The following is a 26,610-nucleotide window of genomic DNA, read 5'->3' on the forward strand; positions in this document are numbered from 1 at the left end:
CCGCTGACCCCGAGCCCTCCGCCGCGGCCCCGGCCGCGGCGCCTCCGGGCCGGGGCGGACCGCCTCCGCCCCGGCCCCGGGCCTCACCCGCGCCGCCGCTCGGTCCAGAGCAGCGCCAGCGCGGGAACGAGCAGGGCGGCGCCCAGGTAGCCCAGCTGCGCCGGCTCCAGCCAGGCCAGCGCCGCGCCGCCGGTGATCCCGCCCAGCGACATCCCGCCGTACAGGGCGGAGCTGTTCAGCCCGATCAGCACCGGCGCAGAGGACGGGTCGACCTCGACCGCCCGCTGCTGCTGCGGCACCGCCACCAGCCAGCCGAACGCGCCGTAGAGCAGCATCCAGACGAACGCCCCGGACAGCGTCGCGGCGGCCGGTTCGACCAGCAGGAAGAGCGCGATCAGCACCGGCAGCGCGACCGCCATCACGGTGCGCGGCCCGCGGGCGTCGGAGGCCCGCCCGGCGGCCAGGTTGCCCGCCACCGAGGCCAGCCCCCACACCCACAGCAGCGCCGCGCCGACCGCCCCGCCCCCGGTGACCGGGGCGAACACCGGGACGATGTAGGCGAACACGGTGAAGCTGCCCCAGAAGACGAGCAGGGTCTGCGCGGTGACCGCCAGCAGCCGGGGGCGGCCCAGCGCGCGCAGCCGCTCGGCGAGCCCCGCCGAAGGGAGCCGGACCCCGCCGGGCAGCAGCGCCATCCCGGCCAGCGCGGCCAGTGCGGCGAGCACCACCATCCACAGTGCGGCGCGCCAGCCCAGCGCGGTGCCGAGCCAGGTGCCCAGCGGCACCCCGAGGGCGGTGGCCGCGGTCATCCCGCCGAGCACCACCGCCATCGCCCGGCCCTGGAACCGGGGCGGGCTGAGCACCGAGGCCATCACCGCGGCGTTGGGCGTGTAGAGCGCCGCCCCCGCCGCGGCCACCGCGCGCGAGGCGATCAGCACCCCGAAGGACGGGGCGAGGGCGCCGGCGGCGCTGCCGGCGGTGAACAGCAGCAGCCCGCCGACGAGCACGGAGCGCCGGTCCATCCGCCCGGTGAGCGCGCCCAGCACCGGGGCGAGCACGGCGTAGGCGAGGGCGTAGGCGGTCACCGCCTGCCCGGCGGCGCCGGTGCCGACGCCGAGCCCCTCGGCGATCTCCGGCAGCACGCCGGAGGTGACGAAGGTCGCCGTGCCCATCGCGAACGCGCCGGCGGCCAGCGGCAGGATGCGGGCGGCGGAGTAGTCCTGCGGCGGCGCCGGGGGACCGGCGGCGCCGACGCCGGAGGGGGAGGCGGGCGGAGAGGTGGCCATGCCGGACTCCAGGATCGTTGGATGCGTGTCAAACGATTTGAAGGCTGGCATGATGGTTTGAAGATTGTCAAACCATTCTGCAGGGGTGACGGTGGAACCCATGTCCCGACTTCCCCAACCGGACCGCGCCGAGCTGCGGCTCTCCGCCGTCCTGGACGCCCTGGCCGACCCCGTCCGACTGCGCCTGCTCGCCGACCTCGCCGCCGACGGCGCCGAGGCCGACGCCGAGCGCAGCTGCGGGATCGAGGCGTGGAGCGTGAAGGTGCACAAGTCCACGCTCTCCCACCACTTCAAAGTGCTGCGCGACGCCGGCGTGACCAGCACCCGGGTCGTGGGGCGGAACCGGTGGATCCGGCTGCGCCGCGACGACCTGGAGGCGCGCTTCCCCGGCCTGCTCGGCGCGGTGCTGGCCGCGCTCCCCGAGGAGCTGGAGCGGGCCGGCGCGCCCCGGCCCGAGGGGAGCGGCGGGCAGGCCGCTAATCTGGCCCGATGAGCCAGCCGCAGAGCCTGCGCGAGCGCCTTCGGAGCGCCCGCCTCTACCTGTGCACCGACGCCCGGACCGAGCAGGGCGACCTCGAGGAGTTCCTGGACGCCGCCCTCGCCGGCGGCGTGGACATCGTCCAGCTCCGGGACAAGGGCCTGGAGGCCCGCCAGGAGCTGGAGGCCCTGGAGGTGATGCGCGCGGTGTGCGAGCGGCACGGCGCGCTGCTGTCGGTCAACGACCGCGCCGACGTCGCCCGCGCGGCCCGCGCCGACGTGCTGCACCTGGGCCAGAACGACCTGCCGGTGCACCACGCCCGGGAGATCATCGGCGACGGGCCGCTGATCGGCCGGTCCAACAACACCCCCGAGGCCGCCGCCGCGTCCGCGGTGGAGGAGGGCGTCGACTACTTCTGCACCGGCCCCACCTGGGCCACCCCGACCAAGCCGGGCCGCCCGGCGGCCGGCCTGGACCTGGTCCGCCGCGCCGCCGCGCTCGCCGGCGACCGCCCCTGGTTCGCGATCGGCGGCATCGACCTCGGCAACCTCGGCGAGGTCCTCGCCGCGGGCGCCCGCCGCGTGGTGGTGGTCCGCGCCATCACCCGGGCCGACGACCCCCGGGCCGCCGCGGCCGAGTTCTCCCGCCGCCTCGCCGAGGCGTCCCGCGCCTGACCGCCTCCGATGATCTCGGCGCTGCGGCCCTATCAGAGCGCTCTGATAGGGCCGCAGCGCCGAGATCATCGCGCCGAAGCGCCTCCTAACACCGTTAGGTAACGATCGGGGCGACCTCCTTCACCCCTCGCGGGCGCGTCTCCTAGTTTCGGTGGCACCCATCACACCGGCGCAGGCCGGGCGGCGACGAGGGGACACGCGAATGCGCAGCACCATGCAGGACGCACCGCTGTCGATCGGAGACCTGGTCCGCTACGGGACCACCGTGCACGGGGACGCCGAGGTCGTCACCTGGACCGGGGGCGAGCCCCGGCGGGCGACCTTCCGGGAGGTCGGGCGGAGGGCGGCGCGGCTCGCGCACGCGCTGCGCGAACTCGGGGTCACCGGCGACCAGCGGGTGGCCACCTTCCAATGGAACGACCAGGAGCACCTGGAGGCCTACTTCGCGGTGCCCGCGATGCGCGCGGTGCTGCACACCCTCAACATCCGGCTCCACCCCGAGCAGATCGCCTACATCGCGAACCACGCCGAGGACCGCGTGGTCATCGTCGACGCAAGCCTGCTGCCGCTGTTCGAGCCGCTGCTGCCCCGGCTGACCACCGTCCGGCACGTGATCGTGGCCGGCGGCGACCCCGGCGGGCTGGCCGCCGAAGGCGTCCGGGTGCACCGCTACGAGGAGCTGATCGCCGGCCGGCCGGACACCTTCGACTGGCCCTCCGGCGACGAGCGGGACGCCGCGGCCATGTGCTACACCTCCGGCACCACCGGCGACCCCAAGGGCGTCGCCTACAGCCACCGCTCCATCTGGCTGCACTCCATGCAGGTGTGCATGACCGACGGCAAGGGGCTGCGCCAGTCCGACACCGCGCTGGCCGTGGTCCCCATGTTCCACGCCATGTCCTGGGGGCTGCCCTACGCCGCGCTGATGGTCGGCGCCTCGCTCCTGCTCACCGACCGCTTCCTGCAGCCTGCCGCGCTCGCCGACATGATCCAGGCCGAGCGGCCGACGCTGGCCGCCGCGGTGCCCACCATCTGGCAGGGCCTGCTGCAGGAACTGGAGGCCGCGCCGCGCGACACGTCCTCGCTGCGCAGCGTCGTCGTCGGCGGGGCCGCCTGCCCGCCGGCGCTGATGCGGCGGTTCGAGGAGCTGTGCGGAGTGCCGGTGGTGCACGCCTGGGGCATGACCGAGACCTCGCCGCTGGGCAGCGTGGCCAACCCGCCGGCCGCCTCGGAGGGCGAGGAGCGCTGGTCCTACCGGCTCTCCCAGGGGCGGCTGCCCGCCTCGGTGCAGGCCCGGCTGGCCGGCGACGGCGGGGCCGAGGTGCCGCACGACGGCGAGAGCGTCGGCGAGCTCCTGGTCCGCGGCCCGTGGATCACCGGCTCCTACCACCGGGACCCGGCGCCGGACAAGTTCGAGGACGGCTGGCTGCGCACCGGCGACGTCGGCTCGCTGAGCCCGGACGGCTTCCTCCGCCTCACCGACCGGGCCAAGGACGTGATCAAGTCCGGCGGGGAGTGGATCTCCTCGGTTGCGCTGGAGAACCAGGTCATGGGGCACCCGGCGGTCGCCGAGGCCGCGGTCGTCGCGGTGCCCGACCCGCGCTGGGACGAGCGGCCGCTGGCGGCGGTCGTGCTCGCCGAGGGCGCCTCGGCCGACGCCGCCGAACTCCGCGCCTTCCTGTCCGGCCGGGTGGCCCGCTGGCAGCTGCCCGAGCGGTGGGCCTTCATCGACGAGGTGCCCAAGACCAGCGTCGGCAAGTACGACAAGAAGGCGCTGCGCGCCCGGTACGCGGAAGGGGACCTGAAGGTGGTCGAGGCCCGGGACTGAGCGGCCCGCCGCGCCGGGCGGGAGCACCGTCCGGCGCGGCGGTCAGACGTCCACGTGGGACAGGGCGCTGGGGTGGCGGCGGAGGAAGCCCTCGATGGTCTGCGCGGGGTGGCCGGTGATGTCGGGGACGGCGGGGGAGACCAGGTCCAGCTCGCCCGCGGCGATCGCGGCGTAGGAGCTGGCCCACCCCTCGATCTCCCACTCCTCGGCGCCGGAGGAGCGGCGCGAGGCCAGCGCCTCCTCCCAGGTCTCCGGGACGTAGCGGACGGTCTTGCCGGTGAGCAGGGAGAGCCGCCGCGCGGTCTCGCCCAGGGTGACGGCCTCGGGCCCGGTCAGGTCGTAGCTCCGCCCGTCGTGCACCCCGGGGGAGAGCAGCACCTCCGCGGCGACGTCGGCGATGTCGTCCCGGGACACCCAGGCGACCCGGCCGCTGCCGGCCGGGCCGCGCACCACGCCGGCCGGGTCGACCCAGCGCGGCAGCAGGTCCAGGTAGAGGCCGGGGCGGAGGAAGGTGTGCTCCACACCGGTCGACCTGATGTGCGCCTCGGTGAAGAAGTGGTCCCGGGCGAAGGTGAAGACCGCGGCCGGCCCGGCGTTGAGGAAGGACAGGTAGACGATCCGGGAGACGCCCGCCGCCACCGCCGCGTCCACCGCCGCGATGTGCCGGTCCACCCGGTCGGCCGACTCCGTCGCGGAGACGAGGAAGAGCGTCTGCGCGCCGCGCAGCGCCCGCTCCATGCTGCGCGCGTCCTCGTAGGCGGCCATCGAGGCGGACGCCTCCGGCAGCTCCGGGGCCCGGTTGAGGTCCCGGACGATGAGCCGCAGCGCGGCGCCCTTCCGGGCCAGCCGCGCGGCCACCCGGCCCCCGACCGCACCGGTGGCTCCGGTGACCGCGATGGCGTGCGTTATTGCCTGATCGTCACCCATGCTCGACATTGTCACCGGAACCCGGGGCCGGCGCACGAACCGGGTGCTCAGCGCGTCGCGCCGGAGGAGCGGCCGGGCTCGGCGGCGGCCGGCCGGCGGTAGGCGAGCCGGCGCAGCGCCGCCTCCGCGGGCCCGCGCCGGCCGGACCGCTCCAGCCCCACCGCGAGCAGGACCGTGGCCAGCCAGACCCCGGCCGCGAACAGCGCCATGGCCGCGCTGCCCAGCACGCCGCCCAGCCCCAGTCCCCAGGCGCTCAGCAGCGGCGCGCACAGCACCGACTGGGCGAGGTAGCAGGTGAGCGACCGCTTGCCCACCGCGGCCACCGCGCCGCCCACCGGCCCCGGCGCCCGGCCGTGCAGCCGGGCGCCGATCAGCCCGAACAGGGCGACGTAGCCGAGGCCGCAGAGCAGCCCGGTGGACATCTGGGTGAGCGCGAAGACCCAGTCGGCGCTCGCCGGCACGTCCAGCACGCCGACGTGGTCCAGGGCGTACGGCAGGCCGCCGAGCCAGCCGGCCGGGATGCCGACGGCGGCGGTGGCGCGGAGCAGCCGGAGGTGGTTCCACGGCTCCTCCAGGACCCGCCGGCGGGCGGCCCAGAAGGCCAGCAGGATCGCCACCGGGACGGTCAGCCCGAGCAGCCCCTGCCCCAGCACGATCACCGGCCAGGTGGAGATGCGCAGCAGCGCCGCCTGCAGCGGGTCCTCCGCACTGGCGCTGGCGGTCAGGAAGGCGGTCGGCCCGGTCTCCTCGGGGGCGGGCGCGCCGCCGGCGGCGGCGAAGTAGGCGCCGACCGCGCCCAGCACCGTCATGGCGGCCAGCAGCGCGCCGCCGAGCCCGGCCCACACCAGCAGGGTGCGGTCGGCGCGGCGGATGAACAGCCAGGCCAGTACCAGCCCGGCGAGCCCGTAGGCGCCCAGCACGTCGCCGGTGAACAGCAGCAGCGCGTGCACCGCCCCGAAGGCCAGCAGCCACAGGTTGCGCCGGCGCAGCAGCGCCAGCGCGTCCCGCTCGGAGGTCCCCGAGGCCCGCTGCCGGGAGAGGAGCTGCACCATCCCGTAGCCGAACAGGAACGCGAACATCGGGTAGACCCGCATGTCGACGCCGGTGATGATGACGGCCTGGACCACGCGGTCGGCCACCGTGCCGTCCGCGGGGTGGAACCCGACCGAGCCGTACTCCCGGCCCCACAGGTAGAAGGGGGTGTTGGCGAGCGCGATCAGCAGCAGCATGGCGCCCCGGGCGAGGTCGGGCGCGGGCGCCCGCTCTCCGGCGCGCACCGGGCCGCGCAGCGGCCTGTGCGTGTCGTCCATGGGCACGGCCTCCTCAGGGGCGGCGGCGGTCGGCGGCCCCGCCCCGATCATCCCCCGGCCCGCCGCCGCGGGGGATCCGCCCGGAGGGGGAACCCCGCCCCTCCCCCGGGGGAGGCCCCGCTCTCCTCCGGAAGAAGGAGCGGCCCCCGCCGACGGGCGCGGGCCGTCCCGCGCGCTCCGAGGACGGCCGGGGCACCGGGCACCGCGCGGTCGGAACGGGGCGGCGCCGGCCTCCGCGCGCTCCGGGCGGGCCGGCCCGGAGTCAGAACTTGCGGGCGGTGGCGGCGACGATGAGGTCGGCCAGGGCGGAGCGGGCCTCGGAGGCGATCAGGTCGCTCTCCAGCGCCTCGGTGGCCTGGGCGACGTGCTCGTCGATCATGCGCTCGCAGGCGGCGAGCGCGCCGGAGTCCTCGGCGAGGCCGCTCATCCAGGCGATGGTCTCCGGGGACAGCTCCGGGTCGCCCAGGTGGCGGCGGAACTCCGCGGCGTCGGCCGCGCCGGCCCGGGACAGCGTCTCGGCGACGAGCACGGTGCGCTTGCCCTCGCGCAGGTCGTCGCCGGCCGGCTTGCCGGTCCGCTCCGGGTCGCCGAACACGCCGAGCAGGTCGTCGCGGAGCTGGAAGGCCAGGCCCAGCGGGCGGCCGTAGGCGGTGTAGACCGGGGCCAGCTCGTCGTAGCGGCCGGCCAGCGCCGCGCCCAGGTGCAGCGGGCGCTCCACGGTGTACTTGGCGGACTTGTAGTCCATCACCCGCAGCGCGGCCTCCGCGGTCTCCCCCTCGCGCACCTGCTCCAGGGTGTCCAGGTACTGGCCGGCCATCACCTCGGTGCGCATCGCGTCGAACGGGCGGCGGCCGGCCGCGAGCGCCTCCGCGGGCAGCCCGCTGCCCTGGTACATCTCGTCCGACCAGGCCAGGCAGAGGTCGCCGATGAGGATGGCGGCGCCCTGCCCGAACTCCTCGGCGGAGCCGCTCCACCCGGATTCGCGGTGCAGCCGGGCGATCCGCCGGTGGGTGGAGGGCAGGCCGCGCCGGGTGTCGCTGTTGTCGATGACGTCGTCGTGGACCAGCGCGCACGCCTGGAGCAGCTCCAGGGAGGCCGCCGCGGTGAAGATCTCCGGCACGTCGGTGCCGCCGGCGCCGCGCCAGCCCCAGAAGCAGAACGCGGGGCGGAGCCGCTTGCCCCCGCTGAGCATGGACTCCAGCGCGTCGGCGGCGGGCGCCAGCTCGGCCCCGATCTCCAGCAGCAGGGCGCGGTGGTCCCGGATGAAGCCGTCGAGCGCGGCGTCCACCGCAGGACGGACATAGGAGACGGGGGAGGAAGGCGAGGACGTCATAGGAGGAAGGGTATCGGGCGTGTGAGCAGGCGGATAACGGCCCCGTGGAACCCGGCTCCGGGCGATGCCCACCGAACCGGTGGGCTTAGAGTGGGGGCCATGTTTGGCTCACCGACACGCACCGGACCCGCCTTCGAGGCCGCTCCGCGGCCCAAGCGCATCGGAGACCTGCTCAAAGCCGGCGAACCGACATTCTCCTTCGAGTTCTTCCCGCCCAAGACCCCGGAAGGCCAGCAGCGGCTCTGGAAGGTCATCCGCGAGATCGAGGCGCTGCGGCCCTCCTTCGTCTCGGTCACCTACGGCGCGGGCGGCGGGACCCGCGACCGCACCGTGGAGATCACCGAGCGGATGGCGACCGACACCACCCTGCTGCCGGTCGCCCACATGACCGCGGTGAACCACTCGGTGCGCGAGCTGCGCCACCTCATCGGCCGGTTCGCCGCCGCCGGGGTGAGCAACATGCTCGCGCTCCGCGGCGACCCGCCCGGCGACCCGCTGGGCGAGTGGGTCAAGCACCCCGAGGGCCTGGAGTACGCCGACGAGCTGGTCAGGCTGATCAAGGAGAGCGGCGACTTCTCGGTGGGCGTGGCCGCCTTCCCCTACAAGCACCCGCGCTCGGCGGACGTCGACACCGACGTCGAGTACTTCGTGCGCAAGTGCCGGGCCGGCGCCGACTACGCCATCACCCAGATGTTCTTCGACGCCGACGAGTACCTCCGGCTGCGCGACCGGGTCGCCGCCAAGGGCTGCGACGTGCCGATCATCCCGGAGATCATGCCGGTGGTGAAGACCAGCACGATCGAGCGCTCCGAGCAGCTGTCCGGCGCCCCGTTCCCGCGCCACCTGGCCGCGGAGTTCGAGAAGGTGGCCGACGACCCCGAGGCGGTCCGGCGGCTCGGCCTGGACCAGGCGCACCGGATGTGCGAGCGGCTGCTCGACGAGGGCGCGCCGGGCATCCACTTCATCACCTTCAACCAGTCCACCGCCACCCGCGAGATCTACCAGCGGCTCGCCGCCGGTCGCCCGGTAGCGGCAGCGGCGCGGCCATGATCGCGAACGGGCGGTCCGGGCTGCCGGGGAAGGCGAACTCCGGTAGCACGTCGGCGAACCCGCACGAGGTGTAGAGCCGCCGCGCGACGGTCGGCCCGATCGGGGTGGACAGCACCGCGGTGCGCTCCGGTCGGGTCTCGGCCAGCAGTTCCAGCAGCCCGCGCCCGGCGCCCCGCCCCTGGTGGGCGGGGTGCACGTGCACCTCGGCGATCTCGAAGGAGTCGGTGAACCAGCGGCGCAGCGCGTCGGGGTCGGTGCGCTTCAGCTCCGCGGTGACCACGTCGTGCCACCACTGCCCGGAGCGGCCGTGGAACCCGTAGGCGAAGCCGGCCGCGCCGCCGTCGGGGGCCAGGGCCAGCACCGACCGGAACCGCGGGTAGCGGGAGTGCTGCTCCATGATGCTGCGCCGGCCGGGGAGCTGCTCGGGCGCCGGGTCCATCGCCGCGGTGTAGACCTCCAGCAGCGCCGGCAGGGCGTGGACGAAGGAGGGAGCGGTCAGCTCCCGCAGCTCGATGTCGGTGCCCACGCCGCCACCCTACGCCCCGGGGGCGCCGTCGTCGGGAGGCCGGCGCGGCGCGGTGCGGCGCCTCCCCGGCACCGCGCGCCGCGCCCGTCCGGCACGGTGCGCCCGTCCGGTATGCGCGCCGGCCCCGGCGGGCAGGGGCGCCGCCTCGGCGCGGCCTCCTTGACGGAGCGTGCCGGGGTGGGGTTAACTTGGCCTTGTTCGTACACCAGTTCGAACCGAGTGGGCGGAGGTCTCCGACGCCCCAGAGGCGGTGTGGAACACGTGTCCGGGCGCTGCCCCCGTGGCGGCCGGACGCCGGCGGTCGGGCGGAGGAGGGGAAGCCTCTTGCCCGGCCGCCCCCCCTTTGCGCGGCGGGGGCGGGCCGTGCGCCGCCCGGTGCTTCGCGCCGCGCCGCAGGGGCGCGCGGCGGCACCGGCGCGGGCGGGTCCCCCTTCTTCGCTCCCGGGGCGCCCGGCCCCTGGGGCAGGGGAGCCGGGGCGGGAGCGGGCGGAGGCGGACCCCGCGGGCCGGTGTGCGCGGAGCGCCGCTAGAAGGCGTCCACGGCGCGGCGGGCCTCAGGGTCGAGCACGCCCCAGTTGATCAGCTCCTCGGTGAGGTCGCCGGGCGAGCGGTCGTAGATGACCGCCAGCGACCGCAGGTCCTCCTGGCGGATGGAGAGCACCCGCCCGTTGTAGTCGCCGCGCTGGCTCTGGATGGTGGCCACGTAGCGTGCCAGCGGCCCGGCCTTCTCCTGGGGCAGCTGCTGCATCCGCTCCAGGTCGATGACGAGCTTGGGCGTCGGCCCCAGCGGCGTCGGGGCGGCGCCCCCGGGCAGCAGCTCCGACATCGGGACGCCGTAGAAGTCCGCCAGCTCGGCCAGCTTCTGGACGGTCACCGCGCGGTCACCGCGCTCGTAGGAGCCCACCACGACGGCCTTCCAGCGCCCGTGGGACTTCTCTTCCACCCCGTGCAGGGAGAGCCCCTGCTGGGTGCGGATGGCGCGCAGCCGCGCGCCGAGGGACTTCGCGTATTCGGATGGCATCTTCTTCGTCGCTCCCCGGCCGTGAGGTGGCTGGTGCGGGGCCGCCGCCCGGGGTGAGCCCCGGCCGCCGCGGCCCCGCGCCGTGCGTCGCTTCGGGGGGCACGGCGCGGCTCCAGCCCATTTTGGTTACGGACAGTGACCGTAAGGCCGTCGCCGCGCCAGGTCAAGCCGTTGGGCGGAAACGCGACGATTCAGTGGCCAAACCGTGCGTAAGTGAGAGGTCTCTCATTACGGGCCGTCGCGCCCGCGGGGGAGGCGGCGGAAGGGACGGGAAGCCCGTAACCGTCGAAGGTTTCACATTTCTCCGGCGGGCGGACCGCATGATTTCCGGCGAACCGGACGCTGAGTGTCCGATTGCTGTCAAGGGGTCAATATATGACGAGAGTCACAATAAGGCGATGTTTGCCGGGGAGGGGTGAGCGGTCCGAGGGGGCGCCGCTGGTAGCGTTGAGCCGATCGACATCCTTTTAACGACCTGTTCAGTGAGGCAGGGAAGGGGGTCATTACTTTGTGTGCGCAAAATGGTGCGGAAGGTGATCCGTCCGCGGGTCCGCCCGGCACCGGCGCCGGGGAGCTGAGGGCCGTCCTGGAGGGCCCCGAGATCCGGCGCGCGCTGACCCGGATCGCCCACGAGGTGCTGGAGCGCACCAAGGGCGCCGAGGACGTCACCCTGCTGGGCATCCCCTCGCGCGGCGCCCCGCTCGCCCGCCGGCTGGCCGAGCGCATCGAGCGGGTGGAGTCCCGGACCGTGCCCTGCGGCGCCCTCGACATCACCATGTACCGGGACGACCTGCACCTGGCGCCCGCGCGCGCCCTGGGCCGGACCGACATCCCCCAGGAGGGGATCGACGGCCGCGTCGTCGTCCTCGTCGACGACGTGCTGTTCTCCGGGCGCACCGTGCGCGCCGCCCTGGACGCCCTCAACGACCTGGGCCGGCCGCGCGCCGTGCAGCTGGCCGTCCTGGTCGACCGCGGCCATCGCGAGCTGCCCATCCGCGCCGACTACGTGGGCAAGAACCTGCCCACCTCGCTGCGCGAGACGGTCCGCGTGCAGCTGGAGGAGACCGACGGCCGCGACGCCGTGCTCCTGGGCCCCGCGGGCGGCCCGGGGACCCCGGCGGAGGCCCTCCGCCGCTCCGCCGGACGGCCCGGCCCCGGCGGCGAGAGCACCGGCAGCGAGGAGGAGAACCGATGAGGCACCTGCTCTCCACGGCCGACCTCGGCCACGACGAGGCCGTCCTGATCCTGGACACCGCGCGCGAGCTCGCCCAGATCGGCGAGCGGTCCGTGAAGAAGCTGCCCACCCTGCGCGGGCGCACCGTGGTCAACCTCTTCTACGAGGACTCCACCCGCACCCGGACCTCCTTCGAGCTGGCCGCCAAGCGGCTCTCCGCCGACGTCATCAACTTCTCCGCCAAGGGCTCCAGCGTCGCCAAGGGCGAGAGCCTCAAGGACACCGCGCTGACCCTGCAGGCGATGGGCGCCGACGGCGTCGTCGTCCGGCACGGCGCCTCCGGCGCGGCGCACCGGCTGGCCGGCTGGGTCGACGGCTCGGTGGTCAACGCCGGCGACGGCACCCACGAGCACCCCACCCAGGCGCTGCTGGACGCCTACACCATGCGCGAGCGGACCGGCAGGCTGGCCGGGCTGCGCGTCGCCATCGTCGGCGACGTGCTGCACAGCCGGGTCGCCCGGTCCAACGTGCTGCTGCTGCACACGCTGGGCGCCGAGGTCACCCTGGTCGCCCCGCCGACCCTGGTCCCGGTCTCCGTGGGCACCTGGCCCTGCCAGGTCTCCTACGACCTGGACGAGGTGCTGCCCAAGAGCGACGTGGTGATGATGCTGCGGGTGCAGGCCGAGCGGATGAACGAGGCGTTCTTCCCCACCGCGCGCGAGTACAGCCGGCGCTACGGGCTGGACCGGGACCGGTTCGCGCTGATGGGCGAGGACGCCATCGTGATGCACCCCGGGCCGATGGTCCGCGGGATGGAGATCTCCGCGGAGGTCGCCGACTCCCCGCGCGCCACCGTCACCCGCCAGGTCGCCAACGGCGTCAGCGTCCGGATGGCCGTGCTCTACCTGCTCCTGGGCGGCTCCGAGCCGGCCATCGGGCAGCGCTAGCGCGGCACGGGCGCAGAGGCGGCCGCCGGGGCGCGGTCGCAGCAGACTTCCGCACGGCGCCGCCGGACGGCGGCGCCGGGGCGGCCGAAGGACGAAGGGAAAAGCGGACCATGTCCGATGAGAACGAGAGCGGCGGCACGGAGTACCTGATCCGCGGGGCGCGGCCGCTCGGCGGGGAACCGGCCGACATCCTGGTCCGCGCCGGCGAGATCGCCGCGGTCGGACCGCGGGCCGCGGCCGAGGCCGGCGCACCGGCCCGGACCGTGCAGGCGGACGGCATGATCGCCCTGCCGGGCCTGGTCGACCTCCACACCCACCTGCGCGAGCCGGGCCGGGAGGACGCCGAGACGGTGGCCAGCGGCTGCCGCTCGGCCGCCATGGGCGGCTTCACCGCGGTGCACGCCATGGCCAACACCGACCCGGTCGCCGACACCGCCGGCGTGGTCGAGCAGGTGTGGCGGCTGGGCCGCGACTCCGGCCACTGCGACGTGCGCCCGGTCGGCGCGGTCACCCGCGGCCTGGCCGGCGAGCGCCTCGCCGAGCTGGGCGCGATGGCCGACTCGGTGGCCCGGGTGCGGGTCTTCTCCGACGACGGCATGTGCGTCTCCGACCCGCTGCTGATGCGGCGCGCGCTGGAGTACGTCAAGGCCTTCGACGGCGTCGTCGCCCAGCACGCCCAGGACCCCCGGCTCACCCAGGGCGCGCAGATGAACGAGGGCGAGGTCTCCGACCGGCTCGGCCTGGCCGGCTGGCCCGCGGTCGCCGAGGAGGCGGTCATCGCCCGGGACTGCCTGCTCGCCGAGCACGTCGGCTCCCGGCTGCACGTCTGCCACGTCTCCACCAAGGGCTCGGTGGAGATCATCCGCTGGGCCAAGCAGCGCGGCTGCGACGTCACCGCCGAGGTGACCCCGCACCACCTGCTGCTCACCGACGACCTGGTGGAGGGGTACGACCCGATCTACAAGGTCAACCCGCCGCTGCGCACCGCCGCCGACGTGCACGCGCTGCGCGAGGGGCTGGCCGACGGCACGATCGACTGCGTGGCCACCGACCACGCCCCGCACCCGATCGAGGCCAAGGAGACCGAGTGGGCCAACGCGGCCATGGGCATGCTCGGCCTGGAGACCGCGCTCTCGGTGGTCCAGCACACCATGGTCGACACCGGCCTGCTGGACTGGGCCGCGGTCGCCGACCGGATGTCGGCCGCACCCGCCCGGATCGGCCGCCTCACCGGCCACGGCCGGCCGCTGGCCGCAGGGGAGCCCGCCAACATCGCGCTCTACGACGCCTCCGCCGAGCGGGTGGTCGACCCCGCGGCGATGGAGTCCAAGAGCACCAACAGCCCGTATCGGGGCATGCGCCTGCCGGGACGCGTCACCGGCACGTTCCTGCGCGGCGTCCCGACGGTCCTCGATGGGAAGATCCAGTGACTGCACAACCGACCGCTGCCGAAACCGCCGTCCCGGCCACCCTGGTGCTGGAGGACGGGCGCGTCTTCCGCGGCCGCTCCTTCGGCGCGCGCGGCGAGACCTTCGGCGAGATCGTCTTCAACACCGGCATGACCGGCTACCAGGAGACGCTGACCGACCCCTCCTACCACCGCCAGATCGTCACCATGACGGCGCCGCACATCGGCAACACCGGGGTCAACGACGACGACCCCGAGTCCGGCCGCATCTGGGTGGCCGGCTACGTGGTGCGCGAGCCCGCGCGGGTCCCCTCCAACTGGCGCGCCCAGCGCACCCTGGACGAGGAGCTGCGCCGCCAGGGCGTGGTGGGCATCGCCGTCGACGGCACCCGGGCGCTCACCCGGCACCTGCGCGACCGCGGGGCGATGCGCGCGGTGATCAGCACCGAGGAGCACGACCCGGCCCGGCTGCTGGAGAAGGTGGCCGCCTCGCCGAAGATGACCGGCGCCGACCTGTCCGGCGAGGTCACCACCGCCGAGCCGTACACCGTGCGGCCGCCGGAGGGGACCCCGGTCCGGTTCACCGTCGCAGCGGTCGACCTGGGCATCAAGGCGATGACCCCGCAGCGCCTCGCCGAGCGGGGCTGCGAGGTCACCGTGCTGCCCGGCACGGCCACCGCCGAGGAGATCCTGGCGCTCGGCACCGACGGGGTGTTCTTCAGCAACGGCCCCGGCGACCCGGCCACCGCGGACGCCAGCGTCGAGGCGCTCCGCGCCGTCCTGGAGGCCCGCAAGCCGTTCTTCGGCATCTGCTTCGGCAACCAGATCCTCGGCCGCGCCCTCGGGCTGGGCACCTTCAAGCTGCGCTTCGGCCACCGCGGGGTGAACCAGCCGGTGCAGGACGTGCACACCAAGCGGGTCCACATCACCAGCCACAACCACGGCTTCGCCGTCGACGCCCCCACCGACGGGCCGTTCGACACCCCGTTCGGGCGGGCCGAGGTCAGCCACGTCGACCTCAACGACGGGGTGGTGGAGGGGCTCCGGCTGCTCGACCGGCCGGCGTTCAGCGTCCAGTACCACCCCGAGGCCGCCGCCGGCCCGCACGACGCCGCCGACCTGTTCGACGCGTTCTGCGACCTGATGGAGGCCGAGCGGGCCTCCGCGGGCGCCCCGCAGACCAACCGGCACGATCAGTAGAGGGAACCATGCCGCGCCGTAGTGACCTTTCATCCGTACTCGTGGTCGGCTCCGGTCCCATCGTGATCGGGCAGGCCGCCGAGTTCGACTACTCCGGGACCCAGGCATGCCGCGTGCTCAAGGCCGAGGGCCTGCGCGTCATCCTGGTCAACTCCAACCCGGCGACCATCATGACCGACCCGGAGATCGCCGACGCCACCTACGTCGAGCCGATCACCCCGGAGATGGTCGAGAAGATCATCGCCAAGGAGCGCCCCGACGCCCTGCTGCCCACCCTGGGCGGCCAGACCGCGCTGAACACCGCGATCGCCCTGCACGAGGCGGGGGTGCTGCAGAAGTACGGCGTCGAGCTCATCGGCGCCGACGTCGACGCCATCCAGGCCGGCGAGGACCGGGAGACCTTCAAGGGCATCGTGGAGCGGATCGGCGGCGAGTCCGCCCGCTCCCGGATCTGCCACACCATCGAGGAGTGCCTGGACGCCGCCGGCGACCTGGGCTACCCGGTCGTGGTCCGGCCCTCCTTCACCATGGGCGGCTCCGGCTCCGGCTTCGCCCACGACGAGGCCGAGCTGCGCCGCATCGCCGGCCAGGGGCTCACCCTCTCGCCGACCACCGAGGTCCTCCTGGAGGAGTCCATCCTCGGCTGGAAGGAGTACGAGCTGGAGCTGATGCGCGACGGCAACGACAACGTGGTCGTCGTCTGCTCCATCGAGAACTTCGACCCGATGGGCGTGCACACCGGCGACTCGGTGACCGTGGCCCCCGCCATGACCCTCACCGACCGCGAGTACCAGCGGATGCGCGACGTCGGCATCGCGGTCATCCGCGCGGTCGGCGTGGACACCGGCGGCTGCAACATCCAGTTCGCGGTCAACCCGGACGACGGCCGGCTCATCGTCATCGAGATGAACCCGCGGGTCTCCCGCTCCTCCGCGCTGGCCTCCAAGGCCACCGGCTTCCCGATCGCCAAGATCGCCGCGAAGCTGGCGGTCGGCTACACCCTGGACGAGATCCCCAACGACATCACCCGGGAGACCCCGGCCAGCTTCGAGCCCAGCCTCGACTACGTGGTGGTCAAGGTCCCGCGGTTCGCCTTCGAGAAGTTCCCCGGCGCCGACCCCGGCCTGACCACCACCATGAAGTCGGTGGGCGAGGCGATGGCCATCGGCCGCTCCTTCCCCGAGGCGCTGCAGAAGGCGATGCGCTCGGTGGAGAAGAAGGGCACCGGCCTGACCTGGGCCGGCGAGCCGGGCGACAAGGAGGAGCTGCTCCGCGCCGCGGCCACCCCGGGCGAGTACCGGCTGCGCCAGGTGCAGCAGGCGCTGCGGGCCGGCGCCACCGTGCGCGAGCTCTACGAGGCCACCGGCATCGACCCCTGGTTCCTGGACCAGATGCTGCTGCTGGAGGAGACCGCCCGCGCCCTGGCCGCCGCCCCGCAGCTGGACGCCGGGGCGCTCCGCGGCGCCAAGCGGCTGGGCTTCTCCGACCTGCAGATCGGCGAGATCACCGGCAAGTCCGAGGAGGTCGTCCGGGAGCTGCGCGGCGCCCTTGACGTGCACCCGGTCTACCTGACCGTGGACACCTGCGCCGCGGAGTTCGCCGCGCAGACGCCCTACCTGTACTCCAGCTACGACGAGGAGACCGAGGTCCCGCAGGGCACCCGCCCCAAGGTGATCATCCTCGGCTCCGGCCCGAACCGGATCGGCCAGGGCGTCGAGTTCGACTACAGCTGCGTGCACGCCTCCTTCGCGCTCTCCGAGGCGGGCTACGAGACCGTCATGGTCAACTGCAACCCGGAGACGGTCTCCACCGACTACGACACCAGCGACCGGCTCTACTTCGAGCCGCTCACCCTGGAGGACGTGCTGGAGGTCGTCCGGGCCGAGCAGCTCACCGGCACCGTGGTCGGCGTGGTCGTGCAGCTGGGCGGGCAGACCCCGCTGGGCCTGGCGCGCCGCCTCAAGGAGGCCGGGGTGCCCGTGGTCGGCACCAGCCCCGAGGCGATCGACCTGGCCGAGGACCGCGGCGCCTTCGGCGAGGTGCTGGAGCGGGCCGGGCTGCCCGCGCCCAAGTACGGCACCGCGTTCTCCTTCGACGAGGCGCGCCGGGCCGCCGACGAGATCGGCTACCCGGTGATGGTCCGCCCCTCCTACGTGCTGGGCGGCCGCGGCATGGAGATCGTCTACAGCGAGGCCATGCTGGCCGACTACATCGAGCGCAACGCCGAGGTCAGCCCGGACCACCCGGTGCTCATCGACCGGTTCCTCGACGACGCGATCGAGATCGACGTGGACGCGCTCTACGACGGCGAGGAGCTCTACCTCGGCGGCGTGATGGAGCACATCGAGGAGGCCGGCATCCACTCCGGCGACTCGGCCTGCGCGCTGCCCTCGATCACCCTGGGCGGCGAGGACATCGAGCGGATCCGCCGCTCCACCGAGGGCATCGCCCGCGGCACCGGGGTGCGCGGCCTGCTCAACGTCCAGTACGCGCTCGCCTCCGGCGTGCTCTACGTGCTGGAGGCCAACCCGCGCGCCTCGCGCACCGTGCCGTTCGTCTCCAAGGCCACCGCGGTGCCGCTGGCCAAGGCCGCGGCCCGGGTGATGCTCGGCGCCTCCATCGCCGAGCTGCGCGCCGAGGGGATCCTCCCGGCCTCCGGGGACGGCACGACCCTGCCGATGGACGCGCCGGTCGCGGTCAAGGAGGCGGTGCTGCCGTTCAACCGGTTCATCGACCGGCAGGGCGAGGGCGTGGACACCGTGCTCGGCCCGGAGATGCGCTCCACCGGCGAGGTGATGGGCCTGGACGCCGACTTCGGCGCGGCCTACGCCAAGTCGCAGCAGGCCGCCTACGGCCCGCTGCCCACCCGGGGCACGGTCTTCGTTTCGGTGGCCAACCAGGACAAGCGGCACATGATCTTCCCGGTCAAGCGCCTGGCCGACCTCGGCTTCGAGATCCTGGCCACCGAGGGCACCTCCTGGGTGCTGCGGCGCAACGGGGTGCCCGCCCGGGCCGTGCGCAAGCACAGCGAAGGGCCCGGCCCCGACGGGGAACCCACTATCGTGCAACTGATCCACGACGGCGCGGTGGACCTCATCGTCAACACCCCGTTCGGCGGTGCCGGGCAGTCCGGCCCCCGGCTGGACGGCTACGAGATCCGCACCGCCGCGGTGGTGCGCGGCGTCCCCAGCGTCACGACGGTGCAGGGGCTCGCCGCCGCGGTGCAGGGCATCGAGGCGCTCGCACGCGGGGACATCGGGGTCCGCTCCCTCCAGGAGCACGCCGAGTCGCTGCGCGGCGCCCGGCGCTGACCGCCCGGTAAGGGGCGCGGCGGGCCGGCGGGGGAGCGGCTCCCCCGCCGGCCCGCCGCGCCCGCCCCAGTGTCGCAGTGAGGCAGGACGACAAGGTTGAGCGACTTCGGTCCGTTGCAGATGCGCTGCCCGGTGCTGACCGTGCGGAGGGTGGACGCCTACTACGCCATCACCGTGGTCGCCCCGGGGATCGCCGAGCGCTTCCGGGCCGGGCAGTTCGTCGCGGCCGCGGTCGGCGGCGAGCAGTCCAGCATGCTGCTGCGCCGGCCGTTCGCGGTGCACGACGTCAAACCGGACTACGGCGGCACCGTGGAGTTCCTGTTCTCGGTGCGCGGCGCGGGCACCGCCTGGCTCGCCGAGCGCCGCTCCCGGGACCTGCTCGACCTGGTCGGCCCGCTGGGCCGGCCCTTCCCGCTGCCCCGCGACCCGGTCAACTGCGTGCTGGTCGGCGGCGGCTCGGGCAGCGCCCCGCTGTTCCCGCTGGCGCACGCGCTGCGCCGCCGCGGCTGCCGGGTCGACGCGGTGTTCGGCGGCGCCTCGGCGGACCGGGTGTTCAGCGCGATCACCGCCCGCCGCATCGCCGAGACCGCCACCTTCACCACCGACGACGGCTCCTTCGGGGTGCGCGGCCCGGTCACCGCGCCGCTGGGCCGGGTGATCGAGGAGGCCCGCTCGGACGTGGTCTACGCCTGCGGGCCGATGCCGATGCTGCGCGAGGCCACCGCGGTCGCCGCCGAGCACGGCATCCCGATCCAGGTGGCGGTGGAGGAGACGATGGCCTGCGGCACCGGGGTCTGCATGGCCTGCGTGGTCCCGGTCGCCGGGGAGGACGGCATCACCCGGATGGTCCGCGCCTGCGTGGACGGCCCGGTCTTCCGCGGCGAGCGGGTGCGCTTCGACGACGTCGGCACCATCCCCTTCGACGCGCTGGGCGCCCCCGGCTGGAAGCCGGCGGCCGACACCGCCGCGGTGGACCCGGCCGACCGCGAGGCCGGATGAGCCCGCCCCCGCCGGGCGGGACGGGAGAGCGAGGAGGCTCGATGAGCACCGACCTGCGGGTCCGGCTCAAGGACGTGGAGTTGGCCAACCCGGTGCTCGCCGCGGCGGGCTGCGCCGGGACCGGCCGGGAGCTGGCCCAGTTCTTCGACCTGGCCGGGATCGGCGCGCTGATCACCAAGTCGGTGACGGTGGAGCCGCGGGCCGGCCACCCGGCGCCGCGGATCGCCGAGACGCCCAGCGGGATGCTCAGCGCCACCGGCCTGCAGGGGCCGGGCATCGAGGTCTTCCTCCAGCGCGACCTGCCCTGGCTGCTCTCCCGCGGGGCCCGGGTCGGGGTCTCGCTGGCCGGCGGCGGGGCGGCGGAGTACGGCGAGCTGGCCCGGCGGCTCTCCGAGGCGTCCGGGGTCTCCTTCGTGGAGGTCAACCTCTCCTGCCCGAACCCCTCCGACCAGGGCCGGCACTTCACCGACGACCCGCGGGAGGCGGCCCGGGTGGTGCACGCGGTCCGCTCGCACACCCGCTCCGACATCCCGGTCTTCGCCAAGCTGGCCGCGGACGTGCCCGACCCGGTGGAGCTGGCCGAGGCCTGCGCGCAGGCCCGCGCGGACGGCCTGTCGCTGATCAACACGGTGCGCGGGATGGCGATCGACCCGCGCACGCTGCGCCCGGCGGTGGCCGGCGGCATGGGCGGGGTCTCCGGGCCGGCGATCCGCCCGATCGCGGTGGGCTGCGTGCACCGGGTGCACGCGGCCCTGCCCGAGCTGCCGATCATCGGCGGCGGCGGGGTGCGCACCGGGGGCGACGTCCTGGAATTCCTGGCCGCGGGCGCCTCGGCGGTCGCGGTGGGGACGGTGACCTTCCACGACCCCTCGGCCTGCGTGCGCATCGTCCGGGAGCTGGAGGAGGCGCTCGCCGAGCACGGCGTGGACCGGGTCCGCGACGTGGTCGGCGCGGCGCACCGCCCGCTCGGCGCGGCGGCCGGCGCGGGACCGCTCCCGCGCGGCTGAGCACGGGGTTCGCCCCGCCCCCGGCGGCGGTGGCCGGACCCCGTGAGACAGCCTGTGGCGGCGCGGACACGCTTCCGCGTCCGAGGTGTGCCGACGGCGGCTCCCGGGGCCGCTGGGGCCGTTTCAGGGCCGGGGAGGCGCGTCGTGCCCCCGATGGGCGCGACGTGCATGAACCGGCCGATGCAGGGAACCAGCACGGTGCGGTGGACCGGGTCGCCGCGCCGCCCGTGAGGTTCGCCCTCCCGCAGCCGCCCGGCTGCGGGGGACCCCCGCTCAGTACCGCTCACGAAGGAGAAGGACCGTGGCCGCGCCCATCGCAGTAGCCATCGACGCACCCGAGATCGAGACCGCGGCCCGCTGGGCGTCCGCGGTCGCCCCGCACGTCAGCACCGTCAAGGTCGGGCTGGAGCTCTACCTGCGCTACGGCCCCGAGGTGATCGGCACGGTGCGCGGGGCCAACCCCGTCTCGGTCTTCCTCGACCTGAAGCTGCACGACATCCCGGCCACGGTGGCCGGGGCCGCGCGCAACGTGGCCCGGCTGAAGCCGTCCATCCTGACCGTGCACGCGGCGGGCGGGGCGGACATGGTCAAGGCCGCGGTGGAGGCGGCGCCGGACACCCGGATCGCCGCGGTCACCGTGCTGACCTCGCTGGACGACGCGGCGCTGGAGTCCATCGGGATGCGCGGCCCGGCGGCCGACGCGGCCCGCCGGCTGGCGGTGCTCGCGGTGGGGGCCGGGGCGCAGGCGCTGGTCTGCTCGCCGCACGAGGTGCCCGCGCTCCGCGCCGAGGTCGGCCCGGACGTGCAGCTCATCACGCCGGGCGTGCGCCCGGCCGGCGCGGACCGGGGCGACCAGGCCCGGGTGGCGACGCCGGAGGAGGCCCTGGCGGCCGGCGCGGACCTGCTCGTCATCGGCCGCCCGATCACCCGGGCGGCGGACCCGGGCGCGGCCGCGGCCTCGCTGGCGGCGGCGCTGCGCCGGGCGGAGGCGGCCGGCCGGTCCTGAACCGGCCGGAGGGCGAGACGAGGGCGGGTCCCCGCGGGCACGGCGGGGCCCGCCCTCGGACGTGTCCGGGGTCGGCCGCACGGCCTTCTCGTGCCCCACAGTATCCGATTGCGGACGCAAGGTGCCGCCGTATTCAGGTGTCCGAAACCCGGAGGTCCGGACCGGGCGCGACCGGTTCCGGCCCAGGAGGGGAGCGGTTCGCGGGAATGAGGCGCTCGCGGGGCGGAGGGCCAAAAGTCCTGAATTCAACCGCACAGCGCGATCGCACGAGGACAGAGCGTGATTAATTGGATGAATTGCCGCTCTATTAGCGCTCGAAGGGCCACTTTGCGTTGCCGAACGGGGTCGGAACCTACTAACTTGCGCAGGCGTCCGCCCTCCACGAACGAGAGAAAACCGAGGTGACCCGGCGTGGCCCTTCCTCCCCTCACACCCGAGCAGCGCGCCGCGGCTCTGGAGAAGGCCGCTAAGGCCAGAAAAGAGCGCGCGGAAGTCAAGAACCGCCTGAAGCACGGCGGCGTCTCCCTGTCGGAGGTGCTCGCCGACGGCCAGACCGACGACGTCATCGGCAAGATGAAGGTCTCGGCCCTGCTCGAGTCGCTCCCCGGCGTCGGCAAGGTCCGCGCCAAGCAGATCATGGAGCGGCTCAACATCGCCGAGTCGCGCCGCGTCCGGGGGCTGGGCGCCAACCAGCGCGCCTCCCTGGAGCGCGAGTTCGGCGGCGCCAAGTAAGGCGGTCGATCCAACCGCCCGACGCGGCCCCGTGCTGACGGGGCCGCTCCGGAGCCGCCCGGCCGCCCGCATCCAGCGGCGGCGGCCGGCGGCACCGGGGGCGGAGGCATGAAGCGCCGCGGTCCGGCATGACCCGCCGCACACCCCGCTCAGGGGGCGTGCGGACGGGCCCGCCGGGCCGCGGCGCGGTGGTATAAAAGACCAATCATCACCGGCCCGGGGAAGCGTCCCCTCGTGCGGACCCACCGGAGCCGGGCGCCTCCGGCGCCAAGCCAGCCTCAGCGTCGCACCGAGAGTTCGAACACCACGTGCCTATCGATCGCGAAGACCGTCCCGCAGCGGGGCCGGAGGACACCGGCGCCCCGGAGCGGCGGCTGACGGTCCTCTCCGGCCCCTCCGGGGTCGGCAAGAGCACCGTCGTCAAGGAGATCCGGGCCCACCACCCCGAGGTGTGGCTCTCGGTCTCGGTCACCACCCGCGCCCCCCGCCCCGGGGAGACCGACGGCGTGGAGTACTTCTTCGTCGACGCCGACGAGTTCGAGCGGATGGCCGCCGACGGCAGCCTGCTGGAGTGGGCCGAGTTCGCGGGCAACCGCTACGGCACCCCCCGCGCCCCGGTCGAGCAGCGGCTGCGGGCCGGCGTCCCGGTCCTGCTCGAGATCGACCTGCAGGGCGCCCGCCAGGTCCGCGAGAGCATGCCCGACTCCTTCCACGTCTTCCTCGCCCCGCCCTCCTGGGAGGAGCTGGTGCGCCGGCTCACCGGGCGCGGGACCGAGGCGCCCGAGGTGGTCCGGCGCAGGCTGGACGCCGCCCGGGTCGAACTGGCCGCGGAGAAGGAGTTCGACGCGACGCTGGTCAACACGTCCGTCGAGAACGTGCGCGACGAGCTGCTAGCGTTGGTCCTCGCGCCGAAGGTGTGACCCCGGCGCCCTCCCGGCGCCGGACCCGGGCACACGCAGCGCGGATATCCTGGAGGTTCCGCGAGCCCCGCGGGCTCCGCGCAGGCCGCGCAGCGCGGCCACCGCACCATCCGTCAACGCAGGCCCCGCATCCGGGGGCCGCCGACCGTCCAGGGGGACGCACGTGGCAGGCACCGAGCCCGTCGCCGAAGGCATCACCAACCCGCCCATCGACGACCTCCTCGAGCTCGTCGACAGCAAGTACAGCCTGGTCACCATGGCCTCCAAGCGGGCCCGGCAGATCAACGCCTACTACGCCCAGCTGGGCGAGGGCCTGCTGGAGTACGTCGGCCCGCTGGTCGAGACCCAGGTCCAGGAGAAGGCCCTGTCCATCGCCCTGCGCGAGGTCAAGTCCGGGCTGCTCACGGCGGAGCCCTACGAGGGCAACTGAGCGCCGAGGGACGGAGGCGCGGTGCGCGCCCGGGCGCTGCCCGGGGCGGCGCCGGCCGCCGCCCCCGCCTCGGCTAGAGTCCGAACGTGAACACACCGACTGACGACGGCGCCGCGCCCGAGGTGGTCCTCGGCGTCGGCGCGGGCATCGCCGCGTACAAGGTCTGCGAACTCCTCCGCCGCTTCACCGAGTCCGGGCACGCCGTGCAGGTCGTGCCCACCGCCGAGGCGCTGCGCTTCGTGGGCGAGCCCACCTGGGCCGCGCTCTCCGGCCGCCCGGTGGCCACCGGTGTCTGGGACGCCGTGCACGAGGTCCCGCACGTGCGCATCGGCCAGCGCGCCGACCTGGTCTTCGTCGCCCCGGCCACCGCCGACCTGCTGGCCCGGGCCGCGCACGGGCTCGCCGGCGACCTGCTCACCAACACCCTGCTCACCGCGCGCTGCCCGGTCGTCTTCGCCCCCGCCATGCACACCGAGATGTGGGAGCACCCCGCGACCCGGGCCAACGTCGCCCTGCTCCGCGAGCGCGGCGCCATCGTGCTGGAGCCCGCGGAGGGACGGCTCACCGGCGCCGACACCGGCAAGGGCCGGCTGCCCGACCCCGAGGCCCTGTTCGAGGCCGGCCGGGCCGTGCTGCGCCGCGGGAGCCTCCCCGCCGACCTGGCCGGACGGCGGGTGGTGGTCTCGGCCGGCGGCACCCGCGAGGCCATCGACCCGGTCCGCTACCTGGGCAACCGCTCCTCCGGGCGGCAGGGGTACGCGCTGGCCGCCACAGCGCTGGCCCGCGGCGCCCGGGTCACCCTGGTCAGCGCCGCCACCGGGCCGACCGCCCCGGCCGGGGCCGACCTGGTCCGGGTCGAGTCCGCGGTGCAGATGCGCGACGCCGTGCTGGAGGCCCGGCGGGACGCCGACGCGGTGGTGATGGCCGCGGCCGTGGCCGACTTCCGCCCGGCCGAGCAGGCCCCCGGCAAGATCAAGAAGACCGGCGCCGGCCCCAAGCCGATCGAACTGGTGGAGAACCCCGACATCCTCGCCGAGCTCTCCCGCGAGCGGACGGCCCCCGGGCAGGTGGTGGTCGGCTTCGCCGCGGAGACCGACGACGTGCTGGCCAACGGCCGGGCCAAGCTCGCCCGCAAGGGCTGCGACCTGCTGGTCGTCAACCAGGTGGGCGAGGGGAAGGCGTTCGGCACCGAGGACAACCAGGCGGTGATCCTGGACTCGGCCGGCGGCTCGGCCGAGGTGCCGCACGGCCCGAAGAGCGCGCTGGCGGACCGGGTCTGGGACCTCGTCCGCGACCGCCTCCCGCCAGTGTGAAAAGATCCCCTCCGATGTTGCGCGTGCGGCGACCCTGTTTCGCTGTACGCTACGGAAATCCCAGCGCATGGGCATGATCGGTTCCGGCTGTGGAACTTTTCATGTGTCATGCGTCACACTTGGTCCGTGAGCGCCTGAAGTGGCGTTCCGCGGACCGGCGGCGGGCGACCGCCGCCGGACGAAAAGCTGGAGCGGACCCGACAGAGCCGCACGCCCCGGGCGCGACGGACAGGGCACCACTACAGTGGAGCAGGAAACCAACCCCGCGGGTCGGTAAAGCCCGGTGGACCCCCACCTCCCCGGCGCGGCACCGCCCTGCAGAGACAACTGTCAGCCAGCAGCCGCTGCAAGGAGTCACTCAACGTGTCCCGTCGCCTTTTCACCTCCGAGTCGGTCACCGAGGGCCACCCCGACAAGATGGCCGACCAGATCAGTGACGCGATCCTCGACGCGATGCTCAAGGACGACCCGTCCAGCCGGGTCGCCGTGGAGACCCTGATCACCACCGGCCAGGTGCACATCGCCGGTGAGGTCACCACCAAGACCTACGTCGACATCCCCTCGATCGTCCGGAAGAAGATCCTGGAGATCGGGTACGACTCCTCCGCCAAGGGCTTCGACGGGGACTCCTGCGGGGTCTCGGTCTCCATCGACCAGCAGTCGCCCGACATCGCCCAGGGCGTCGACACCGCCTACGAGGCGCGCGTCGACGGCGAGGACGACGCACTGGACCGGCAGGGCGCCGGCGACCAGGGCCTCATGTTCGGCTACGCCAACCGCGAGACCCCCGAGCTGATGCCGCTGCCGATCAAGCTCGCGCACGCGCTCTCCCAGCGCCTCTCCCAGGTGCGGCACGACGGGACCGTCCCCTACCTGCGTCCGGACGGCAAGACCCAGGTGACCGTCGAGTACGACGGGGCCACCCCGGTCCGGCTGGACACCGTGGTCGTCTCCAGCCAGCACGCCCCGGACATCGACATGAACGAGCTCCTCACCCCGGACATCAAGGAGCACGTGATCGCCCCGGTGGTCGCCTCCTACGGGCTGGAGGCCGACGACTACCGGCTGCTGGTCAACCCCACCGGCCGGTTCGAGATCGGCGGCCCGATGGGCGACGCGGGCCTGACCGGCCGCAAGATCATCGTCGACACCTACGGCGGCTACGCCCGGCACGGCGGCGGCGCCTTCTCCGGCAAGGACCCGTCCAAGGTCGACCGCTCCGCCGCCTACGCGACCCGCTGGGTGGCCAAGAACATCGTCGCGGCCGGCCTCGCCGACCGCGCCGAGGTCCAGGTCGCCTACGCCATCGGCAAGGCCCACCCGGTCGGCGTCTTCATCGAGACCTTCGGCACCGAGCAGGTCGCCCCGGACGTCATCGAGAAGGCCGTCAAGGAGGTCTTCGACCTGCGTCCGGCCGCCATCGTGCGCGACCTGGACCTGCTCCGCCCGATCTACTCCAGCACCGCGGCCTACGGCCACTTCGGCCGCGAGCTCCCCGAGTTCACCTGGGAGTCCACCGAGCGCGCCGCGGCCCTCAAGGCCGCCGTCGGCGCCTAGCGCCCGAGCGGAACCGGACCACCGGCGGCCGCCCCTCCCCGGGGGCGGCCGCCGCCGTCGTCCCCGAAGGTCCCGCCGGCGGGACCGCGCCGCCGGAGCGGCCGGCCCGCGCCTCCCGGAGCCCCGGCCCCGGCCCCACCGCGCCGGCGGCGGCCGCTCCGGGCCCCGGCGGG

Annotated in this window: 23 protein-coding genes; 17 read left to right on the forward strand and 6 right to left on the reverse strand. The window is 74.6% G+C overall.

Going from position 1 to position 26,610, the window contains the following annotated elements; genetic code table 11:
- Nucleotides 1-83: 83 nt before the first annotated feature.
- Nucleotides 84-1,286: an MFS transporter gene (locus D459_RS30340; protein WP_017591124.1), complete on the reverse strand. Its 1,203-nt coding sequence runs from the start codon at nt 1,284-1,286 to the stop codon at nt 84-86.
- 100 nt (nt 1,287-1,386) lie between these two features.
- On the opposite strand from D459_RS30340, the gene D459_RS0101030 reads away from it, so the two are divergent.
- The 3 genes from D459_RS0101030 to D459_RS0101040 all read left to right on the forward strand — a co-directional run bounded on the left by D459_RS0101030 (nt 1,387) and on the right by D459_RS0101040 (nt 4,266).
- A complete protein-coding gene (locus D459_RS0101030) occupies nt 1,387-1,779 on the forward strand; it encodes an ArsR/SmtB family transcription factor (protein WP_017591125.1) in 393 nt (130 codons plus the stop codon).
- Nucleotides 1,776-2,438 (forward strand): thiamine phosphate synthase, encoded by a 663-nt coding sequence (gene thiE / locus D459_RS0101035; RefSeq protein WP_017591126.1) that lies wholly within the window; start codon nt 1,776-1,778, stop codon nt 2,436-2,438. The genes D459_RS0101030 and thiE overlap by 4 nt, the downstream gene beginning before the upstream one ends.
- Nucleotides 2,439-2,640: 202 nt before the next feature.
- On the forward strand, nt 2,641-4,266 hold the full coding sequence (locus D459_RS0101040; RefSeq protein ID WP_017591127.1) for a long-chain fatty acid--CoA ligase: 1,626 nt from the start codon (nt 2,641-2,643) through the stop codon (nt 4,264-4,266).
- Nucleotides 4,267-4,308: 42 nt separating this feature from the next.
- Here D459_RS0101040 and D459_RS0101045 read toward each other — a convergent pair whose 3' ends face one another.
- The 3 genes from D459_RS0101045 to D459_RS0101055 form a co-directional block, all read right to left on the reverse strand.
- Nucleotides 4,309-5,193: an SDR family oxidoreductase gene (locus D459_RS0101045; RefSeq protein ID WP_026119944.1), complete on the reverse strand. Its 885-nt coding sequence runs from the start codon at nt 5,191-5,193 to the stop codon at nt 4,309-4,311.
- A 47-nt stretch (nt 5,194-5,240) separates the two neighbouring features.
- On the reverse strand, nt 5,241-6,503 hold the full coding sequence (locus D459_RS0101050) for a DUF418 domain-containing protein (protein ID WP_026119945.1): 1,263 nt from the start codon (nt 6,501-6,503) through the stop codon (nt 5,241-5,243).
- A 262-nt stretch (nt 6,504-6,765) separates the two neighbouring features.
- Entirely contained in the window at nt 6,766-7,836 is a 1,071-nt protein-coding gene (locus D459_RS0101055) for a polyprenyl synthetase family protein (RefSeq protein WP_026119946.1), read from the reverse strand.
- 99 nt (nt 7,837-7,935) lie between these two features.
- On the opposite strand from D459_RS0101055, the gene metF reads away from it, so the two are divergent.
- Nucleotides 7,936-8,886, forward strand: coding sequence for a methylenetetrahydrofolate reductase [NAD(P)H] (gene metF / locus D459_RS0101060; RefSeq protein WP_017591131.1), 951 nt, complete (start codon nt 7,936-7,938; stop codon nt 8,884-8,886).
- Here the strand turns inward: metF and D459_RS0101065 are convergent.
- Both D459_RS0101065 and bldD read right to left on the reverse strand, forming a co-directional pair.
- A complete protein-coding gene (locus D459_RS0101065) occupies nt 8,807-9,412 on the reverse strand; it encodes a GNAT family N-acetyltransferase (protein ID WP_017591132.1) in 606 nt (201 codons plus the stop codon). The two genes, metF and D459_RS0101065, sit on opposite strands and share 80 nt — an antisense overlap.
- A gap of 526 nt (nt 9,413-9,938) precedes the next feature.
- Nucleotides 9,939-10,433, reverse strand: coding sequence for a transcriptional regulator BldD (gene bldD / locus D459_RS0101070; protein ID WP_017591133.1), 495 nt, complete (start codon nt 10,431-10,433; stop codon nt 9,939-9,941).
- 574 nt (nt 10,434-11,007) lie between these two features.
- Between bldD and pyrR the strand changes: the two genes are divergently transcribed.
- From pyrR to metK, 13 genes are all read left to right on the forward strand, one after another.
- Entirely contained in the window at nt 11,008-11,628 is a 621-nt protein-coding gene (gene pyrR / locus D459_RS30345; RefSeq protein ID WP_081620399.1) for a bifunctional pyr operon transcriptional regulator/uracil phosphoribosyltransferase PyrR, read from the forward strand.
- Entirely contained in the window at nt 11,625-12,554 is a 930-nt protein-coding gene (locus D459_RS0101080; RefSeq protein ID WP_017591135.1) for an aspartate carbamoyltransferase catalytic subunit, read from the forward strand. Before pyrR ends, D459_RS0101080 begins: the two co-directional genes overlap by 4 nt.
- Nucleotides 12,555-12,664: 110 nt before the next feature.
- A complete protein-coding gene (locus D459_RS0101085) occupies nt 12,665-13,984 on the forward strand; it encodes a dihydroorotase (RefSeq protein WP_017591136.1) in 1,320 nt (439 codons plus the stop codon).
- Nucleotides 13,981-15,162 (forward strand): glutamine-hydrolyzing carbamoyl-phosphate synthase small subunit, encoded by a 1,182-nt coding sequence (carA, locus tag D459_RS0101090; RefSeq protein ID WP_017591137.1) that lies wholly within the window; start codon nt 13,981-13,983, stop codon nt 15,160-15,162. Before D459_RS0101085 ends, carA begins: the two co-directional genes overlap by 4 nt.
- Before the next feature lie 8 nt (nt 15,163-15,170).
- Nucleotides 15,171-18,473 carry a carbamoyl-phosphate synthase large subunit gene (gene carB, locus D459_RS0101095; protein ID WP_026119947.1) on the forward strand — a complete coding sequence of 1,101 codons (3,303 nt, stop codon included), beginning with the start codon at nt 15,171-15,173 and terminating at the stop codon, nt 18,471-18,473.
- Nucleotides 18,474-18,569: 96 nt separating this feature from the next.
- Nucleotides 18,570-19,472, forward strand: coding sequence for a dihydroorotate dehydrogenase electron transfer subunit (locus D459_RS0101100; protein ID WP_026119948.1), 903 nt, complete (start codon nt 18,570-18,572; stop codon nt 19,470-19,472).
- Between the two features lie 41 nt (nt 19,473-19,513).
- Complete coding sequence (locus tag D459_RS0101105; protein WP_017591140.1) at nt 19,514-20,479, forward strand: dihydroorotate dehydrogenase; 966 nt, start codon at nt 19,514-19,516, stop codon at nt 20,477-20,479.
- Between the two features lie 301 nt (nt 20,480-20,780).
- Nucleotides 20,781-21,485: an orotidine-5'-phosphate decarboxylase gene (pyrF, locus tag D459_RS0101110; protein WP_017591141.1), complete on the forward strand. Its 705-nt coding sequence runs from the start codon at nt 20,781-20,783 to the stop codon at nt 21,483-21,485.
- 411 nt (nt 21,486-21,896) lie between these two features.
- Complete coding sequence (gene mihF / locus D459_RS0101115; protein WP_017591142.1) at nt 21,897-22,217, forward strand: integration host factor, actinobacterial type; 321 nt, start codon at nt 21,897-21,899, stop codon at nt 22,215-22,217.
- A 314-nt stretch (nt 22,218-22,531) separates the two neighbouring features.
- Nucleotides 22,532-23,137 (forward strand): guanylate kinase, encoded by a 606-nt coding sequence (gmk, locus tag D459_RS0101120; RefSeq protein WP_026119949.1) that lies wholly within the window; start codon nt 22,532-22,534, stop codon nt 23,135-23,137.
- A gap of 163 nt (nt 23,138-23,300) precedes the next feature.
- On the forward strand, nt 23,301-23,567 hold the full coding sequence (gene rpoZ, locus D459_RS0101125) for a DNA-directed RNA polymerase subunit omega (RefSeq protein ID WP_017591144.1): 267 nt from the start codon (nt 23,301-23,303) through the stop codon (nt 23,565-23,567).
- Between the two features lie 122 nt (nt 23,568-23,689).
- Nucleotides 23,690-24,880: a bifunctional phosphopantothenoylcysteine decarboxylase/phosphopantothenate--cysteine ligase CoaBC gene (coaBC, locus tag D459_RS0101130; protein WP_017591145.1), complete on the forward strand. Its 1,191-nt coding sequence runs from the start codon at nt 23,690-23,692 to the stop codon at nt 24,878-24,880.
- A 363-nt stretch (nt 24,881-25,243) separates the two neighbouring features.
- Complete coding sequence (gene metK / locus D459_RS0101135; protein ID WP_017591146.1) at nt 25,244-26,437, forward strand: methionine adenosyltransferase; 1,194 nt, start codon at nt 25,244-25,246, stop codon at nt 26,435-26,437.
- The last annotated feature ends 173 nt before the right edge of the window (nt 26,438-26,610 follow it).

The sequence above is a fragment of the Nocardiopsis potens DSM 45234 genome (assembly GCF_000341105.1).
Lineage (GTDB): Bacteria > Actinomycetota > Actinomycetes > Streptosporangiales > Streptosporangiaceae > Nocardiopsis_A > Nocardiopsis_A potens.